This is a genomic window from Rhodococcus sp. 15-649-2-2 (assembly GCF_002258645.1).
Taxonomy (GTDB): Bacteria; Actinomycetota; Actinomycetes; order Mycobacteriales; family Mycobacteriaceae; genus Rhodococcoides.
This window is the reverse complement of sequence record NZ_NPFM01000016.1, coordinates 200,902-217,054: the sequence shown is the minus strand read 5'-3', so window position 1 is coordinate 217,054 and position 16,153 is coordinate 200,902. Positions and strand designations below refer to the sequence as shown.

Sequence of the window (16,153 nt, the reverse complement as noted above, 5' to 3'; positions counted from 1 at the left end):
CTATTGTGCTGCTACGAATTCGATGCGATTGCCTACCCCGTCGCTGGTATGGAACCGTCTTCGCCCCTGGATCTCGTCCGAGTCGGCCCAGTCCACCGGATAGCCGGCAGACAACAACGCCGTAGCAGTCGCATCGACATCGACGACGAAGGCCGGATGAGCCTTCCGTGCCGGCCGGAAGTCGTCCTCGATGCCGACATGGACCTCACCGTCTGGACCGCCCACCCCAGGCACACGAAACCAACAGCCCCCGCGAACAGCCAACAGCGGCGGCTTCGCGATCTCCTGCCAGCCCAGAGCGCCCACGTAGAACTCACGCTCGCGGTCCTCGCCGCCCGCCGGACATGCGACCTGCACATGGTGAATCATCGAACGAACGTACCGCCATCTCGATTGACACGTCGGTGAACGGTAGGCAAACGTATGGGTATGCAACTGAGATTTCTGGCCGGCGTCTCTACGGCCTTTGCAGTCAAGCTCCTGGTGATGCGAGCGCTGACACTCAAGCTGCAGCGAGACATCGCGGCACTCAACAACGGCGACTACCGACCCCTGCTGTCGTCGTTCCACCGAGATGCGGTACTCAAATTCGCCGACGGTGACAGCCGCTGGTCTGGTACCCACCGCGGCCGCCCGGCCATCGAAAAATTCTTCCAGGACTTCGTCGCCGCCGGCATCAAGGGGCAGATCACCGAAATCTACAGCGGCGGGGCACCCTGGCGAATGACCCTGCTCGTGCGCTTCGACGACCACGCCCACACAGCCGAAGGTGCCGAGCTCTACAGCAACCGCACGGTGCTACTGGTCCGTACGAGCTGGGGGAAAATCGTCTCGCAGGAAGACTTCTTCGAGGACACCACACGCATAGACGCATTCGAAAAGAAACTCCGCCAACTCTGAAATCGCCCGCCGATTCTTCCGGTGCACCATTTCCGCCTGCACTCGATGTGACATTTGGTGGCCCTTTCGGGGGTCAATGGCACATCGAGTGGACTCATGGGGCCCGGTAGCGGGAGGAATCAGGGACGTCGATAGGTCACCTGTGGATAGTTGTCGGCATTCGTGACGCTGGCGTGCACGTTGTATACCGTCCGGACCAGGTGCTCGGTGATCACATTTTCCGGGGTTCCCGACGCCACGATGGTGCCGTTGTTCAGGACGACGATGCGGTCGCAGAACATCGCGGCGAGGTTGAGGTCGTGCAGGGCGATGTAACTGCTCAGAGGTAGGCCTGCGACGAGGGTGAGGATGTCGAGTTGATGTTGGATGTCGAGGTGATTGGTCGGCTCGTCGAGCAGTAATTCGGTGGGCTGTTGAGCCAGGGCGCGCGCGATCTGGACGCGTTGGCGCTCGCCGCCGGAGAGTGTGTGCCAGCGCCGGGTGGCTTTCGACGCCATGGCGGTGTCGGTCAGTGCTCGGGCTATTGCGATGTCGTCGTCCGTCGCGTCTCCGCCGAGGATTCCGTGGTGCGGTATTCGCCCGAGACGCACGACATCGCGAACGCTGATGTCGACGTCGGTGTCGGAGTGTTGGTCGACCATCGCCACGCGCCGGGCCACGCGCCGTCGACGCAACGTACGAAGGCTGTCTCCGTCGAGCAGCACGTCGCCACTGTCGGGGGCGACGATGCCCGCAAGGATTCGTAGCAGGGACGACTTGCCCGATCCGTTGGGGCCGATCAGACCGATGGTCTCCCCTGGCTCCGGCTCGAAGCTGATTCCGTCGAGAATGGGGTGTCCGCTGCGTGTCCATCGAATATCTCTGGCGTGCAGTGTCATCGGGATCTCCTGAGCCTGAACAGAATGAGGGCGAAGGCAGGCACTCCGATCAGTGCAGTGACCACTCCCACGGGAATTTCCTGAGGTGCGAACACTGTTCGGGCAATGGTGTCGACCCAAACCATGAAGGTGGCGCCGATGACCACCGTCGTCGGCAATAGTCGACGGTGCCGCGCTCCGACGAGAAAGCGGGCGGCATGCGGCAGGACCAGCCCCACGAAACCGATTGCCCCTGCAGCGCTGACGAGCGCGGCGGTGATCAATGCAGTGATGACCAGCAACAGGATTCGCACCCATTTCACCGGAACGCCGAGAGATGCGGCCGCGTCGTGCCCGAACGTGAAGGCGTCGAGGGCAGAGGTGTTGAACAGGCACACCGTCATTCCCAACAGCGTGACCGCACCGCACAGTGCCACGTCCGTCCAATCGGCACCGCTCAGGGAGCCGAGCAGCCAGAACAGCACCCCACGAGTCTGCTCGGCATCGGCCGAAGAGATGACAATGAACGACGTCAGGGCCGAGAACAATTGTGTACCTGCCACTCCCGCCAGTACGACGCGGTCGTTCCCGCCGCCCGCTCCGACGGCGAGCAGCATCACCAGGACGAAGGACAGCAGCGCACCCGCGAACGCTCCGGTCGACAGCGACAGTGCGCCGCCGCCGACTCCGAGCACAGCTACGACGACGGCGCCGGTGGATGCTCCCGACGAAATTCCCAAGACGAACGGGTCGGCCAGGGGATTGCGCAGCAGCGACTGCATGATTGCGCCGCACAGCGCCAGCCCGGCACCACACACGGCGGCGAGCAACGTCCTGGGCAGCCGCAGCTCCCAGACGATACCGTCCTCGATGCGACTGACCTCTGCCGTCCCGATCCCGATGTGCCCCAGTATCACTCGATACACATCGGATACCGACACCGACGCCGGGCCGATCGTCACGGCCACCCCGATCGACAGCACCAACACCGCACAACCACCGAGCAGAAGCGGGATCAACAACCCGCGATCGGTTCGGGTCATCGGGTGGTCAGTCCCCAATTCTTCAGAGCAGCAGCCACTTTCTCGACTCCGTCGACGGTACGAATCGACGGGTTGAGGTCGGCACCGTTGACGACGATGTAGCGCTTGTTCTCGACGGCCGTCAGGCGGCTCGTGACGGCATTCGACTCGAGGAACTCGATCTTGCTGTCGAGGGCATCTCCGGCAATGCTGCGGCGGCTCAGATCCGTGAGGACGAGCGCGGTCGGATTTCGGTCGAGAACACTCTCCCAATTGACCTGGGGCCATTCGTCGGTGGTGTCGGCGTAGATGTTCTCGGCGCCGACAGAATTGGTGATGATGCCCGACGACCCGCAGCACCCCGCCATGTAGGGGGTATCGGTGTCGGCGAACCAGTAGGCCAACGTCGTACCCGAGGCGTCGACCGCACCGGAAGCCTTCGCGAAGCGGTCCTGCAGCTCGCTGACAAAGCGCTCACCGCGGTCGCGCACGTCGAAGATCGCCGCCAGGTCTCGGATCTCCTGATAGACGGTCTCGATCTCGAGCGGCTGAGTGCGAGCACCGTCGGAATTGACGCTCTCGTCGGTCTTTCCGTTGCAGTCGGTCGGTGAGAGGTAGTTCGGTACACCGAGTTGATCGAACTGGCTTCGGTCGGCCACACCCCCCGGACCGAGGGTCCCGCCGAACGACGCCGACACGAAATCGGGCTCGGTGTCCAGCACGACCTCGAGTGACGGCTTGTTGTCCGCCAGCCTCGGAACCTTGGCGTTGTCCGGTTCGAGATCGGACCGAACCGGGTCCGTCCACGTGGCAGTGCCCACCATGCGGTCGGCGAGTCCCAGGGAGAGGAGGATTTCCGTCGAGCTCTGATTCAGCGACACTGCGCGTTGCGGCGGTGTGTCGACGACGACCTCGCGGCCGCAATTCTCGATGGTCAGCGGATAACTGCCGGTCGGGTCGGTGGACGCTTCGGGCGTCGGTGCCGTCGAACAGGCAGAAACGAGGAGGATGGAGACGGCGCCGAATGCGGCGAGATTGGTGCGCATCGAAGGGCTTCCTGCTTGGGGCTCGTGTCGCGGAGCCGCGGGTGGGGTTGAATCACGACGTCCGAGCATTCGGACTTCGAGCTCTCACCCGTCACCGTTGCGCGCCAGCTCCGGAATTGCACCGGATTCCCTCGTTCGTCGCGTGCTGACCCTATCGTGCGGGGTACCGCAACGGTCAGCGTGCCGCAGCTCTCACCGGCTCCTGTGCGTGGGTTCGCGGGAAAGTGTTGCGCGCCAGTAGAACCACCGCGAGGGCACCAGCAACCAGAACCGTTGCAGCAGCGGTGACGGCCACGATGCCACTGGCATCGACGACGACACCGCCCACCAGGGCGCCTGTGGCGATCGCCAGTTGGAACGCGACCACGTAGATCGCCGACGCCTTGTCCGCGTCGCCCGGTGCCGCCCGCACAACCGCAGATTGAATGCACACCGGGAGCGTGGTGAATGCCAGCCCCCACAACGCGATGGCCACGACGGCGAACACGGCGAAGCTCCCCGGTGCTCCACTGAGCGTGCACCACAGAATCGCCACCGCGACGGCAACTGCACCGAGGGCCGCGATGGTGGAGTGACGGGGCCAACGGTCGTACGTTCTGCCGATCACCCAGATCCCGACCACTCCGAACAGGCCGTACAGCATCAACATCAGCGTCAGTGTGGTTCCGGCCGAACCGATTGCCCGATCGACAATCAGAGCGAAATAGGTGTACGCGGCGAAATGACCGAGGACGGCCAGAAACGTCACACCACACAGAATCGCCAGGGTGCCGTCGAGCACCCGCGGTGTCGTTTTCTTGTCCGAAACAGTTCGGCTGACCGGTAGGGGCGGAAGTACGAAATACAGCGCCACCGCGATGGCTGCCGCGACTATTCCGAGAATTGTTGCCGCGGTGCGCCATCCGAGCCATTGACCCAGGGCAGCGGTGAGCGGATTGCCGGCAACCAATGCCAACGAGGTTCCCGCGTATACGGTGGCGATTGCCTTGCCCTGCTTGCCGGGCAGCGCCAGTGACGCTGCGACGGGCGCAACGACGGCCCAGAATATGCCGTGCGTTGCCGCACAGAGCATTCGCGAGATCACCAACATCGGATAGCCGACTGACACTGCGGAAAGCAGTTGCGAGAGTGCCAGCGCGGCAACGGTGATCACGACGACTCGGCGACGTGGCCACTCGCGCACGAACCTGATCAGCGGCATCGTCATCACAGCGACGCCGTAGGCGTAGAAGGTCAGCAGGAGCCCGACGGCCGCTTCGCTGACACCGAGGTCGCCGGATATCTCCGGGAGCAAGCCCACGGGCAGGGTTTCCGCCGTGACGTAGATGAAGGCGGCCGCGGCGAGCACAAGGAGCTTCGGTAGTGGTGACGACATGCTGTGTATCGTTACACAACATGGCGGTATCGCGCTACAGTTGCCCGGTGAACACTCGGGTGACCATGGCGGACGTCGCCGCGGCGGCAGGCGTCTCCACCATGAGCGTGTCGTATACCTACAACCAACCGAACCGCGTTTCGGAGACCACCAAGGACCGCGTCCACGCAGCAGCGGCGCATCTCGGTTACACCGGTCCCAACCGCGCGGCTCGCTCGTTGCGGAGCGGCAAGCACAACAGCATCGGCGTCGTACTCGGAGAAAAGCTGACCTACGCCTTCGAGGATCCGCAGGCTCGACGCCTCCTGTCGGGTATCGCCGACGCGTGTCTCGACGCCGACACCGCGCTCGTGATGCTTCCGAATCTGCATCGCGACAACGACATTGATCGAATCCGTGACGCCCAGGTCGACGGATACGTGGTGTGGACCACCGAGATCGCCGACCCCCTCCTCGACGTACTCGTCGACACCGGCCGTCCGGCATGCATCCAGGGTGGGCCCGACCATCCGGGTCTGGAGTGGATCACCATCGACGACCGCGCAGCGGCCGACGCCGTGGCCACTGTTGCGCTGAAGGACCGACTACACCCGGCGATCGTGGCCCTTCGACCCGATTCGCTACGCACGTCGACCGTGGTGCGCGGCGCGGACCCGTCGGACGTCTCGATGCCGGTGACGCGCGCTCGATTGGACGGTTATCGCGACGCATGCCTGCGCGTGGGTATCGACTGGTCGACGGTGCCGACCCTGTTCACTACCCACAACGCGCGCGCCGAGGGTGATCGCGCTGTGCGACTGTTGCTGCAGGACAACGTGATCGATACCTTGCTCGTGATGAGCGACGAACTCGCTCTCGGAGCTCTCGACGCTGCAGCGGCGTCCGGTGTCGAGATTCCATCACGGCTGGCCGTCACTGGATGGGACGACTCCACCGCTGCAGCGGCTGCGGGGTTGACCACGGTGGCGCAGTCCTTGTTCGACCAGGGACGCTCGGCGGCTCGGTGGGTACTCGGGCTCGACGACTCCGTGGACGCCGCAGCCTGGAGGGTCGAAGAACGAAGCTCGACAGGAGCCGAAACGGGCCACAAACCGTGAGCATCGTGATCTAATAGGTCATAAAAAGGGGATGTCCCCGGTTTATAGCGTTAAAGCAAACTCTCAGCTAGTATCCGTTGTGGCTATCCGGCCATGAGGGGGAACAGTGAGCCGAGAGCACGACGCGCCGCCCCGTCATGTCGCCGCCCGCCACGATGCGCTGACCGGACTTGCGAGCCGTGACGAGATTCTTGCCCTCATCACCGCAGAATTCGATTGCCAGAGCTCGGACCGCCACTTCAGCGTCCTGCTGGTCGACATCGATGGATTCCGAGAATTCAACGACGCACTCGGGCCGGCCAAAGGTGACGAACTGCTGTGCATGATCGCCGACCGACTCACCGCGTCTCTGCGCCCCGGCGACACCATCGGCCGACTCGCCGGCGACGAATTCGTCGTCATCGCACGCCGATGCCACTCCATCGCCGCCCGGGCAATGGCCGCAGGATTCGCGAGCATCTTCGAACCCGCCTTCGAGCTCGGCAATCGGCAACTGACCCTCACAGCCAGCGTCGGAGTCGCCTCCAGCACCGACACAGACATCAGCGCAACGCAATTGGTTCACAATGCCACAGCAGCGATGCACGCCGCGAAAGCCGTCGGGCGGAACAAGCATCACGTCTTCACCGACGAGTTGCACAACACCAACCGCACCCGACTGGAACTCATCGAACGGCTCCGCGGCGTCGCCATGGTCGAGCGTGAACTGACGATGGCCTATCAGCCCATCGTCGAACTGGCGACGGGAACCGTTGTCGGCGCGGAAGCGCTCATCCGATGGAACCACCCCGAACTCGGCCTGCTGATGCCCGATACCTTCATACCCCTCGCCGAAGACGCCGACCTCATCGTCCCCCTGAGCATATGGATCATCACCGAGGTCGCAGGCACGATCGCCGATTGGCAGGCCCGCGACATCCACCTCCAGATCGGGGTGAACGTCAGCCCGGCACACTTCGCCACTGGAACCCTCGCCACGGACGTCATCGACATCGTCGACACCTACCGCATCGAACCCGGACGGCTTGCACTCGAACTCGCCGAATCGCAGACACTGCACGACCTCGATGCCGTGCACTACCAACTTCGCGACGTTCAACGCCACGGCGTTCTCATCGCCATCGACGATTTCGGCAGCGGCTTCTCCTCCCTCGAGCGACTCGCCACCCTTCCCGTCGACATCCTCAAGATCGACAAATCCCTCACCCAACACCTCGACAGCGACAACCTGCACCGGCGCCGCGCCATGACGACGCTGTGTACCGCCCTCGTTGACGTCACTTCCACCCTCGGCAAAGACACCGTCATCGAGGGAATCGAGACCGCGGAACAACTCCAGATCTGCACCGACATGGGCGTAACGTTCGGCCAAGGACACCTGCTCGGGCGCCCCATGTCCAGTGCGGCACTCGAACAATTCATCGCCCGACACAGCACCCACAGCGAATCCGCATAACCCGAGGAACCGAACGTGAAGATCGACAACGAAGTTCAACGCTTCACCGACGCACCCCGAGCTCAGCTCTCCACCATCAACCCCGACGGCACACCACACCTGGTACCGATCGTCTTCGCCGTCGCGGACACCGGCGACCGCATCGTCACCGCCATCGACTGGAAACCCAAAACCACCCAGAAACTCCAGCGACTCGACAACATCCGCGCCGACTCCGCCGTCAGCCTCATCGTCGACCACTACACCGACGACTGGTCCCAGCTCTGGTGGATCCGCGCCGACGGAAACGCCCACATCGCCGAATCCTCCAGCACCGACGGCACAGCGGCCATAGACGCCCTGGTCGCGAAATACAGTCAATACAAAAACAACAGACCTGAGGGCCCGGTGATCATCATCGAAAAACTGTCCTGGCGATCCTGGTCCGCTTCCTGACACGCGATCGGCCCATCCACTCAATGTGACATCCGGTGGCCTTTTCGACCGTCGATGACACATCGAGTGGACATGACAGCGGGCGAACGTCCAACAAAATCGTTCGCCGACATGCGGCACGGTCGTCAGACTGATCACTATGGCCGTCGCACCTCCCGATTGGATCGAGACCGAACGCCTCGTGATTCGTCGTGAGTCGGCGCACGATTCCGTCGCCGTTGCCGATGCGATCGCTCGCAATCACACGCGGCTACTTCCGTGGATGGGGTGGGTGACGGAAGAATCCGCCGAGGTCACTACGCAAGATGCTCGTATCGCAGACGCGCGTGAGCAATGGGACGCCCGCGAGATGTTCGACTACGGGATCTTCGACCTGGTCGACGGGTCCTTCATGGGCAAGATCGGTATGCATCGCAGAATCGGCCCGCACGGAATCGAATTGGGGTACTGGCTCGACGCCGACGCCGAAGGACGTGGAGTGATGACGGAGGCGACCGCGGCGCTCGTGCGGGAGGCACTCGAACTCGACGGCATCACACGGGTCGAAATCCATTGCGATGCAGCAAATTCGAGGAGCCGGGCCGTACCCGAGAGGCTCGGCTTCGCCCTGGACCGCATCGAGCATCGATCGATCGCGGCAGCGTCCGAAACCGGCCGACACATGGTGTGGGTGTATCAGCCGGATCGTCGGTAGGTCCGGTCCGGGGTCGGTCGCGCCCTGACGTCGGGACGCTCCCGTGCTTTGGCCTGCTCGTAACGTGACCGCAGGTCCGACAGCACCCGTTCCGGATCGTCGCGTATGTCGCTCGGAAGGTGTGTCACCACGATGAGACCGGCGTTCTGGGCTCGCTCGCGTCTCTCCACAGTCGCTCTGTGGGCCGTTGGCGACAGGTGGTACTCGAGCGAGTCGATCTCCCAGTCCAATGCAACGTCATCGAGCCAATTGTCGGCGATCAGGAGAAATTTTCCCTGCGCGTCGTAGACAGCCACGTTGTGTTGCATCGCCGGAAGCCCGCTGCGTCGATACAACTTCTGGGCTTGGGCTTCGGCCACAGAATGTGCGCCCGCAGCCAATTCCCGCAACACTCGCCGAGGCATCGCAGTCCCTCGGGTGCTGCCGGCGTCGAGTTCCTTTATGATCGCGTCCACGGTGGCCGCTCCCCGCTGAACGACGCTCGCAATCAGACCCATGCACTGTTCGGTATTCCTCATCCGCCGAACCGCATCGCACAGGCACCGAACAACCGGCGCGACGCGCAGCCCCGACTTGATCTCCGGGGTCGGCATCCGCCACGTACGCTCCACCGCCGCGAAACCCACGGACTTGCGATGCTGCGACTCCGGAATGAGTGCAAACGTTTCTTCGAACGACCCGGCCGACCCCAATCCATGCAACGCCAACCCCGCCCGACCGCTGATCACGGCATCGCGGCCGCAGTAGATCGACACCGCAGTCGCTCGTTCCATCGGCGTCAACGACCGGTTCTTCAAGAACACCAGTCCGGGCAGCGCCCGAGACCAGATGCCGTCGGGCAGGGTGCGTCGAACAATTGTCTTCGACGCCACCCCGAGCTCCAGCAGATGCGCCGTCCGCACCAATCCACGGTCCGACGCAGCCGCGATCACCTTCGCATCGATTTTTGCGCCGCCCCGCTTCATACCCCTGATGGTGCTCTGCCCGCACGGGAGCAATCGCACAAAACGACGGTGAACGTGCTGGGCTGTGGATAACTCACACCCTGTGGACAAACGCCTGACCCTCCGATGCCGCACCGGGCGATGGTGATCCCACAATCGGCGTCCAGTCGGGAGTCGGGGGGCCACTCGATGTGACATTGACCGTCGAAAAGGCCACCGTCGGTCACATTGAGTGGCGAGCGGGGTGGGAATCCGTCGCCTGACTCGGGGCTGACGGGGATACCGTCTACCTTGCATAGGTGCATTCTGACTTCGGGAGTGAGATATGACGGCGACAGCAGTTCCCTCGGAGCGGTCCGGATCCTCGGTTCCCCGGTCGTTTTCGCCACCCGAGCGCGGTCGTTTGCGCGAGGTTCCGCACATCGCGGGGCTGGTGCTCGGGGTGTTCGCGGCGGCGTTGTTTCTGTGGAGTCTGTCGCCGACTCTTCGCTATCTCGTTCATGCCCCTCGCGAATACGTCGACAGGTACTACTTCGATGCGCCGGATACGAGTTTGTCCTGGGCGCTCGTTGTCGGGCTGCTGGCGGCGGCGTTGGCGAGTCGCAAGCGAATTGCGTGGTGGTTGCTGACCATCTATCTGGTGTTGTTGGCGATCACCAATGTCGTCGAAGGTATCCAGGACAAGGATGTCAATTCATGGATCGCGCTGGCGGTCCACGTCGTAGCGGCTGGGTTGCTGATCGCGGCGCGCAAGGAGTTCTACACCCGTGTCCGTCGCGGTGCGGTGTGGAAGGCGCTCGGCGTACTCGTTCTCGGGGCAACCGTCGGGACCATCATCGGGTGGGCGTTGGTGGCGCTGTTCCCTGGATCGCTGCCGGAAAGTCAGACATTTCTGTGGGCCTTCAACCGTGTCACCGCGTTGGCGACCGTGGACAACGAGCAGTTCGACGGCAGGCCCAACGGCTTCGTCAACACGGCGTTGGGATTGTTCGGCGCATTGGCGCTGCTGGGGGCCGTGGTCACGCTGTTCCGATCGCAGCGGTCCAGCAACGCGCTCACCGGTCGCGACGAATCGGCGCTGCGCGGCCTGCTCGACAAATGGGGTGCCGACGATTCCCTCGGCTACTTCGCGACGCGCCGCGACAAGGGCGTCATCTTCGCCACCAGTGGCAAGGCGGCGGTGACGTATCGCGTCGAGGTGGGAGTGTGTCTGGCGAGCGGTGACCCGATCGGCAACCCCGAGGCCTGGCCGCATGCCATTTCGGAATGGCTCGACCTGGCCGAGAAGTACGGCTGGACCCCAGCTGTCATGGGGGCCAGCGAGATCGGAGCTACCGCCTACAAGCGCGCCGGGCTCAGCGTCCTCGAACTCGGCGACGAAGCAATCCTGAAAACCAAGGACTTCAACCTCAATGGACGCGAGATGCGCCCCGTGCGTCAGGCGGTCAACCGGGCTCGCAAGGCGGGTGTCGTGGTCACGGTGCGTCGTCATCGCGATATCTCCTCGCAGGAGATGACAGAGATCATTTCCTGCGCGGATGCGTGGCGCGATACCGAGACCGAGCGCGGATTTTCGATGGCGTTGGGCCGGTTGGGTGATCCGCTCGACGGCGATTGTCTTCTGGTGCAGGCGGTTCAGGGCGAGAAGGTGGTGGGTGTTCTCTCCCTGGTGCCGTGGGGTCGAACCGGCGCGTCGTTGGATCTGATGCGCCGCGATCCAGCGTCACCGAACGGAGTGATCGAACTGATGGTGACCGAATTGGCCACCGGTGCAGATCATTTCGGCGTCAGCAAGATTTCGTTGAACTTCGCGGTGTTCCGCGCTGCATTCGAGGAGGGCAGCCGAATCGGTGCCGGTCCGGTTCTGCGGATCTGGCGCAGCATGCTGGTCTTCTTCTCTCGGTGGTGGCAGCTCGAGGCGCTGTACCGATCGAACGTGAAGTATCTGCCGGAGTGGGAGCCGCGCTACCTGTGCTTCGCCGACAACCGAGTGTTGCCCAAGGTCGGCATCGCGTCGGCCATCGCCGAGGGCTTTCTCACGCTCCCGACGTTCCGGCGCGCATCGAAGCACACCGGGTCTCATGTCGCGGTGCCCGCCGCTCTGGCCGACGCCGAAGACATCCATCCCGACGGCAGCGGACCGAACACTCTCGCAGACGAACCCGTGCCAGGCCGCAAACGTCCGGACCAGGTGCGCGTCCGCATGTCGAAACTCGAACGCCTCCGAAGCGAGGGCATCGAGGGCTATCCCGTCGCTTATCCCCCGACCCACACGGTCGGCGACGCGGCGGCATCGCCCCAGGGAACAACGGTCCGGATCGCGGGCCGCATACTGCGTATCCGCGACTACGGCAGCGTGTCCTTCGCCGTCATCCGGGACTGGTCGTCCGATATCCAGGTGCTGTTCGATCGCGAACGCGTCGGCGACAGAATCGAAGAATTCGATGCCGACTTCGACCTGGGTGACCTCATCGAGGTCAGCGGAACCATCGGGTACAGCAGGCGTGGTGAGCTGTCGCTGCTGGCCACCGAGTGGCGGATGAACGCCAAATGCCTACATCCCTTGCCCGACAAGTACCGCGGTCTGACCGACCCAGAGGCGCGGGTGCGGCAACGCTACGTCGATCTGGCGATCAATCGCGATGCTCGCTCCTTACTCATCGCACGGTCCAATGTTGTGAAATCCCTGCGTGATTCGTTGGGAGAGCGCGGCTACATGGAAGTCGAGACCCCGATCCTGCAGCAGGTGCACGGCGGTGCGAACGCGGCACCGTTCATCACTCATATCAACGCCTACAACCTGGATCTGTATCTGCGGATCGCCCCGGAGCTGTATCTCAAGCGCCTGTGCGTGGGCGGTATGGAGAAGGTGTTCGAGATCGGCCGGGTGTTCCGCAACGAGGGCGCAGATTTCAAGCACAATCCCGAGTTCACGATCCTCGAAGCCTACGAGGCGCACAGTGACTACGAACGCGCAATGGTGTTGTGCCGCGAGCTGATTCAGCGTGCAGCCGTTGCGGCGCACGGTCGCGAGATCATCCTGCGTCCCGACGGCCCGAACGGGGAGATGATCGAGATCGACATCTCCGGCGAGTGGCCCGTCAAGACACTGCACGGTGCCGTCGCCGAGAAGCTGGGGGTACCCGTCGAACCGGCAACTCCACTGGAGGAGCTGCAGCGACTGTGCGACGAGAACGACATCCCGTACGAGAAGTCCTGGGATGCAGGGGCGCTCGCTCAGGGTATGTACGAGCATCTCGTCGAGGACTACACGGAGTTCCCCACGTTCTACAAGGACTTTCCGACGTCGATGTCACCGTTGACCAGACCGCATCGGAGCATTCCGGGCGTGGCAGAGAAGTGGGATCTCGTCGCGTGGGGTGTGGAACTGGGTACCGCGTACAGCGAACTGACCGACCCCGTCGATCAACGGCAGCGCCTCACCGAGCAGTCGCTGCTGGCGGCCGGTGGCGACGAGGAGGCGATGAGCTTGGACGAGGATTTTCTGCAGGCGCTCGAACACGGAATGCCGCCGACCGGCGGTCTCGGAATGGGTGTCGACCGGGTGGTCATGTTGATCACCGGAGGCAGCATCCGTGAAACGTTGGCTTTCCCGCTGGCCAAGCCACGTCAGTGATGCCAGCGTTCACCGTTCCGACTGGACTGAACGACGCAAAACAGGGAATATGGTTGTAAACAGTGGCGAAAACCGGAAACGCGTCACCGCTATCGCCCTGGAGAGAACATGGACCGTGGAGACAGAATCGAGCCCAGTGCGTTGTTTCCCGTGAAACATCCACCGGGACGGTTCGTCGAGGTAGACGGCCAGCGCCTCCACGTACTCGTGCGCGGCTCCGGCCCCACGGTCGTCCTGTGCGGCGGACTCGGCAGCAACTGGTTCGACTGGCAGGACACCGTCGACATTCTGGGCCACAAGCACCACGTCGTGGTGATCGACCGTCCCGGCTTCGGACTCAGTGATCCGCTTCCCGCCGGTGTCACCCCCACCGTGCGGGGTGAAGTCGAACGCATCCTCGGAGTTCTCGACGCGCTCGGCGTCACCGAACCGGCGGTGGTTGCCGGCCATTCGATCGCAGGCTTCTATGCCGAGGCTGTCGCCCGGCTGTACCCGTCGCGCATCCGCGGGGTTCTGCTTCTCGACTCCAGCGCCGAATCCGACCCTCGACGCATTATCCCGGCGGCCGTACGCATCGAGGCCGCACGCAGGATCGCAGCGGTGCTCAGTGGAACCGGCCTGCAGAAACTGGTCGGCCCCCGCGTTCGACGCGTCCTCAATCAAGCAACCCCACCCGACGGCATACCGCAGGAAACGTTCGACTGGGTGGACGACATCTACCGCCGGCCCACCTATCTGGCTGCCGCCCTGACCGAGGACGTCGTGTATCCAGATCTCGCTGTCGAACTGAATCGCATTCGTAAGAAGTTCCGACTCGACGTGCCCGTCATCGTGGCAGCCGCACATACCGGACGACCGTCCCCGTGGGGCAAGAGATGGATACGAACGCAGCGCAAACTCGCTGCCTACCTGCAAGCCGATTTCACGGTGCTGATCCCCGCACATCACCACGCCATGATCGACAAACCTGCCGAGGTCGCAGCCATCATCGCCGAACTGGTGTGAACCTCTCGAGGCGGCGCACGTAACGTGTGTCACCGAGCCCGTAGCCCAAGACCCGAGCCGAAGCTCGGCGATGGCGCGGTAGCACGAGAGGAAATTCAAGATGGGTGCGATCAGCACAACGCAGGGCCGGCAGTCGAAACTTCTCGGTCTGGGCGTTCACCGACCCGAACGGATAGTCACGAACGACGAGATCTGCGAGTTCATCGACTCCAGTGACGAGTGGATTCAGACGCGATCGGGCATCAAGAACCGCCGATTCGCCGAACCCGAAGAAAACGTCGTCCAGATGTCGATCTCGGCCGGGCGCAAGGCCCTCGAGGCAAGTGGAATCACGGCCGACCAGGTCGACACCGTCATCGTCGCCACGTCGACTCATCTCGAGCTGACCCCTCAGGCCGCCGCAAAGGTGGCACACGGCCTCGGCACCAAGGGACCGGCCGCCTTCGACATCTGCGCTGGCTGTGCAGGATTCTGCTACTCCCTGGCCGTCGCATCCGACCTGGTCAAGGCCGGAACATCGAAGTACGTGTTGGTCATCGGCGCGGAGCAGCTCAGCGTCACCACCGACCCCTACGACCGCACCACGCGTTTCATCTTCGCCGACGGCGCGGGTGCCGTCGTCGTCGGACAGAGCGACGAAACCGAAATCGGACCGGCCGTGTGGGGATCCGACGGCTCGCAATCCGACGCCATCGTCCAGACCACCGACTGGTACGACTACATCACCAAAGCCGACCTCGAACGACCCTGGATCCGTATGAACGGAATCTCCGTCTTCCGCTGGGCCGCATTCGAAATGGGCAAAGCTGCGCAGAAGGTACTCGACGTCGCCGGCATCAAAACCGACGAACTGCACGCGTTCATCCCGCACCAGGCCAACAGCCGTATCACCGACCTGCTGGCCAAGAGCCTGAACCTGGACGAAAGCACTCCCGTCGCCAACGACATCGCGGAAACCGGCAACACCTCGGCAGCCTCGATTCCCCTGGCCATGGAAGAACTGCTGCGCACCGGCAAAGCAAAAGCAGGAGATACCGCCCTCCTCCTCGCCTTCGGAGCCGGACTCTCCTACGCCGGACAGGTAGTCAAACTCCCCAACCTGTAGTCGACGCCCCCACCTGGACTCGACTCGATTCCCACCGCGCCCGGATCCCCCGGTGCACTCGATGTGACATTCAGTGGCCTTTTCGGCAGTCAATGGCACATCGAGTGGACTTCGGGGGTCGGTGTGGGCGGGAAGCAAGACCAGAGCGGGGATCGAGTCGTAAGGTTGTCGTATGCCGAAGCCCCCGTTGCCCGATGATGCTGTGGAATTGTTGAAGAAGCCGAATCCCGCAGTCATGGCTGTGGTTCGTGCCGATGGAACGCCGATCACCGCACCCACCTGGTATTTGTGGGAGGACGGGAAGATCGTGCTCAATTTCGACGCGTCTCGGAAGCGTCTCGAGCACATCAGGGCCAATCCGAAGGTCTCCATTTCGGTGTTGGACGAGGCCAGTTGGTACACGCATGTGACGGTGCACGGCTCGATCGAGTTGCAGGACGACCCGAATCTGGTGGACATCGATCGCATTTCGACGCATTACACCGGGAATCCGTATCCGGTTAGGGATCAGCCTCGGGTGACCGGATACGTGACCGTCGACGCGTATGTGGGCTGGGGCAAACTCGGGACGTAACCACTG

The 16,153-nt window shown here is 63.2% G+C and carries 15 protein-coding genes and 1 riboswitch; of the genes, 9 read left to right on the top strand and 6 right to left on the bottom strand.

All coding sequences use genetic code 11. The annotated features are described in order from the left end of the window. Positions 1-369, bottom strand: coding sequence for a glyoxalase (locus CH305_RS08685; protein WP_032401633.1), 369 nt, complete (start codon positions 367-369; stop codon positions 1-3). A gap of 60 nt (positions 370-429) precedes the next feature. Here CH305_RS08685 and CH305_RS08680 point away from each other — a divergent pair, with 60 nt between their 5' ends. Further along, positions 430-900: a nuclear transport factor 2 family protein gene (locus CH305_RS08680; protein WP_176458185.1), complete on the top strand. Its 471-nt coding sequence runs from the start codon at positions 430-432 to the stop codon at positions 898-900. A gap of 119 nt (positions 901-1,019) precedes the next feature. On the opposite strand, the gene CH305_RS08675 is transcribed toward CH305_RS08680, so the two are convergent. The 4 genes from CH305_RS08675 to CH305_RS08660 all read right to left on the bottom strand — a co-directional run bounded on the left by CH305_RS08675 (position 1,020) and on the right by CH305_RS08660 (position 5,200). Next, complete coding sequence (locus CH305_RS08675; protein ID WP_094703394.1) at positions 1,020-1,778, bottom strand: ABC transporter ATP-binding protein; 759 nt, start codon at positions 1,776-1,778, stop codon at positions 1,020-1,022. Further along, positions 1,775-2,800, bottom strand: coding sequence for an iron ABC transporter permease (locus tag CH305_RS08670; RefSeq protein WP_094703393.1), 1,026 nt, complete (start codon positions 2,798-2,800; stop codon positions 1,775-1,777). The genes CH305_RS08675 and CH305_RS08670 overlap by 4 nt, the downstream gene beginning before the upstream one ends. Further along, complete coding sequence (locus CH305_RS08665; RefSeq protein ID WP_094703392.1) at positions 2,797-3,825, bottom strand: ABC transporter substrate-binding protein; 1,029 nt, start codon at positions 3,823-3,825, stop codon at positions 2,797-2,799. The genes CH305_RS08670 and CH305_RS08665 overlap by 4 nt, the downstream gene beginning before the upstream one ends. Before the next feature lie 65 nt (positions 3,826-3,890). Then, positions 3,891-3,955: riboswitch (cobalamin riboswitch) on the bottom strand. A 45-nt stretch (positions 3,956-4,000) separates the two neighbouring features. Next, positions 4,001-5,200 carry an MFS transporter gene (locus CH305_RS08660; RefSeq protein WP_032401637.1) on the bottom strand — a complete coding sequence of 400 codons (1,200 nt, stop codon included), beginning with the start codon at positions 5,198-5,200 and terminating at the stop codon, positions 4,001-4,003. Positions 5,201-5,247: 47 nt separating this feature from the next. Between CH305_RS08660 and CH305_RS08655 the strand changes: the two genes are divergently transcribed. The 4 genes from CH305_RS08655 (at position 5,248) to CH305_RS08640 (ending at position 8,882) form a co-directional block, all read left to right on the top strand. Then, a complete protein-coding gene (locus tag CH305_RS08655; RefSeq protein WP_256983616.1) occupies positions 5,248-6,297 on the top strand; it encodes a LacI family DNA-binding transcriptional regulator in 1,050 nt (349 codons plus the stop codon). 106 nt (positions 6,298-6,403) lie between these two features. Continuing rightward, positions 6,404-7,753, top strand: a complete 1,350-nt coding sequence (locus CH305_RS08650; protein WP_094703390.1) for a bifunctional diguanylate cyclase/phosphodiesterase — start codon at positions 6,404-6,406, stop codon at positions 7,751-7,753. Positions 7,754-7,768: 15 nt separating this feature from the next. Next, positions 7,769-8,188 (top strand): TIGR03668 family PPOX class F420-dependent oxidoreductase, encoded by a 420-nt coding sequence (locus tag CH305_RS08645; protein ID WP_032401639.1) that lies wholly within the window; start codon positions 7,769-7,771, stop codon positions 8,186-8,188. A gap of 139 nt (positions 8,189-8,327) precedes the next feature. Then, positions 8,328-8,882: a GNAT family N-acetyltransferase gene (locus tag CH305_RS08640; RefSeq protein ID WP_094703389.1), complete on the top strand. Its 555-nt coding sequence runs from the start codon at positions 8,328-8,330 to the stop codon at positions 8,880-8,882. Here the strand turns inward: CH305_RS08640 and CH305_RS08635 are convergent. After that, positions 8,864-9,847, bottom strand: coding sequence for a hypothetical protein (locus CH305_RS08635; RefSeq protein WP_094703388.1), 984 nt, complete (start codon positions 9,845-9,847; stop codon positions 8,864-8,866). The genes CH305_RS08640 and CH305_RS08635 overlap by 19 nt on opposite strands. Positions 9,848-10,151: 304 nt before the next feature. Between CH305_RS08635 and lysX the strand changes: the two genes are divergently transcribed. The 4 genes from lysX to CH305_RS08615 all read left to right on the top strand — a co-directional run bounded on the left by lysX (position 10,152) and on the right by CH305_RS08615 (position 16,147). Further along, positions 10,152-13,463, top strand: coding sequence for a bifunctional lysylphosphatidylglycerol synthetase/lysine--tRNA ligase LysX (lysX, locus tag CH305_RS08630; protein WP_094703387.1), 3,312 nt, complete (start codon positions 10,152-10,154; stop codon positions 13,461-13,463). Positions 13,464-13,571: 108 nt separating this feature from the next. Beyond that, positions 13,572-14,468 (top strand): alpha/beta fold hydrolase, encoded by an 897-nt coding sequence (locus CH305_RS08625; RefSeq protein ID WP_179278231.1) that lies wholly within the window; start codon positions 13,572-13,574, stop codon positions 14,466-14,468. Positions 14,469-14,568: 100 nt separating this feature from the next. Further along, entirely contained in the window at positions 14,569-15,573 is a 1,005-nt protein-coding gene (locus CH305_RS08620) for a beta-ketoacyl-ACP synthase III (RefSeq protein WP_032401643.1), read from the top strand. Between the two features lie 172 nt (positions 15,574-15,745). Beyond that, positions 15,746-16,147 carry a PPOX class F420-dependent oxidoreductase gene (locus CH305_RS08615; RefSeq protein ID WP_032401644.1) on the top strand — a complete coding sequence of 134 codons (402 nt, stop codon included), beginning with the start codon at positions 15,746-15,748 and terminating at the stop codon, positions 16,145-16,147. Positions 16,148-16,153: the final 6 nt, after the last annotated feature.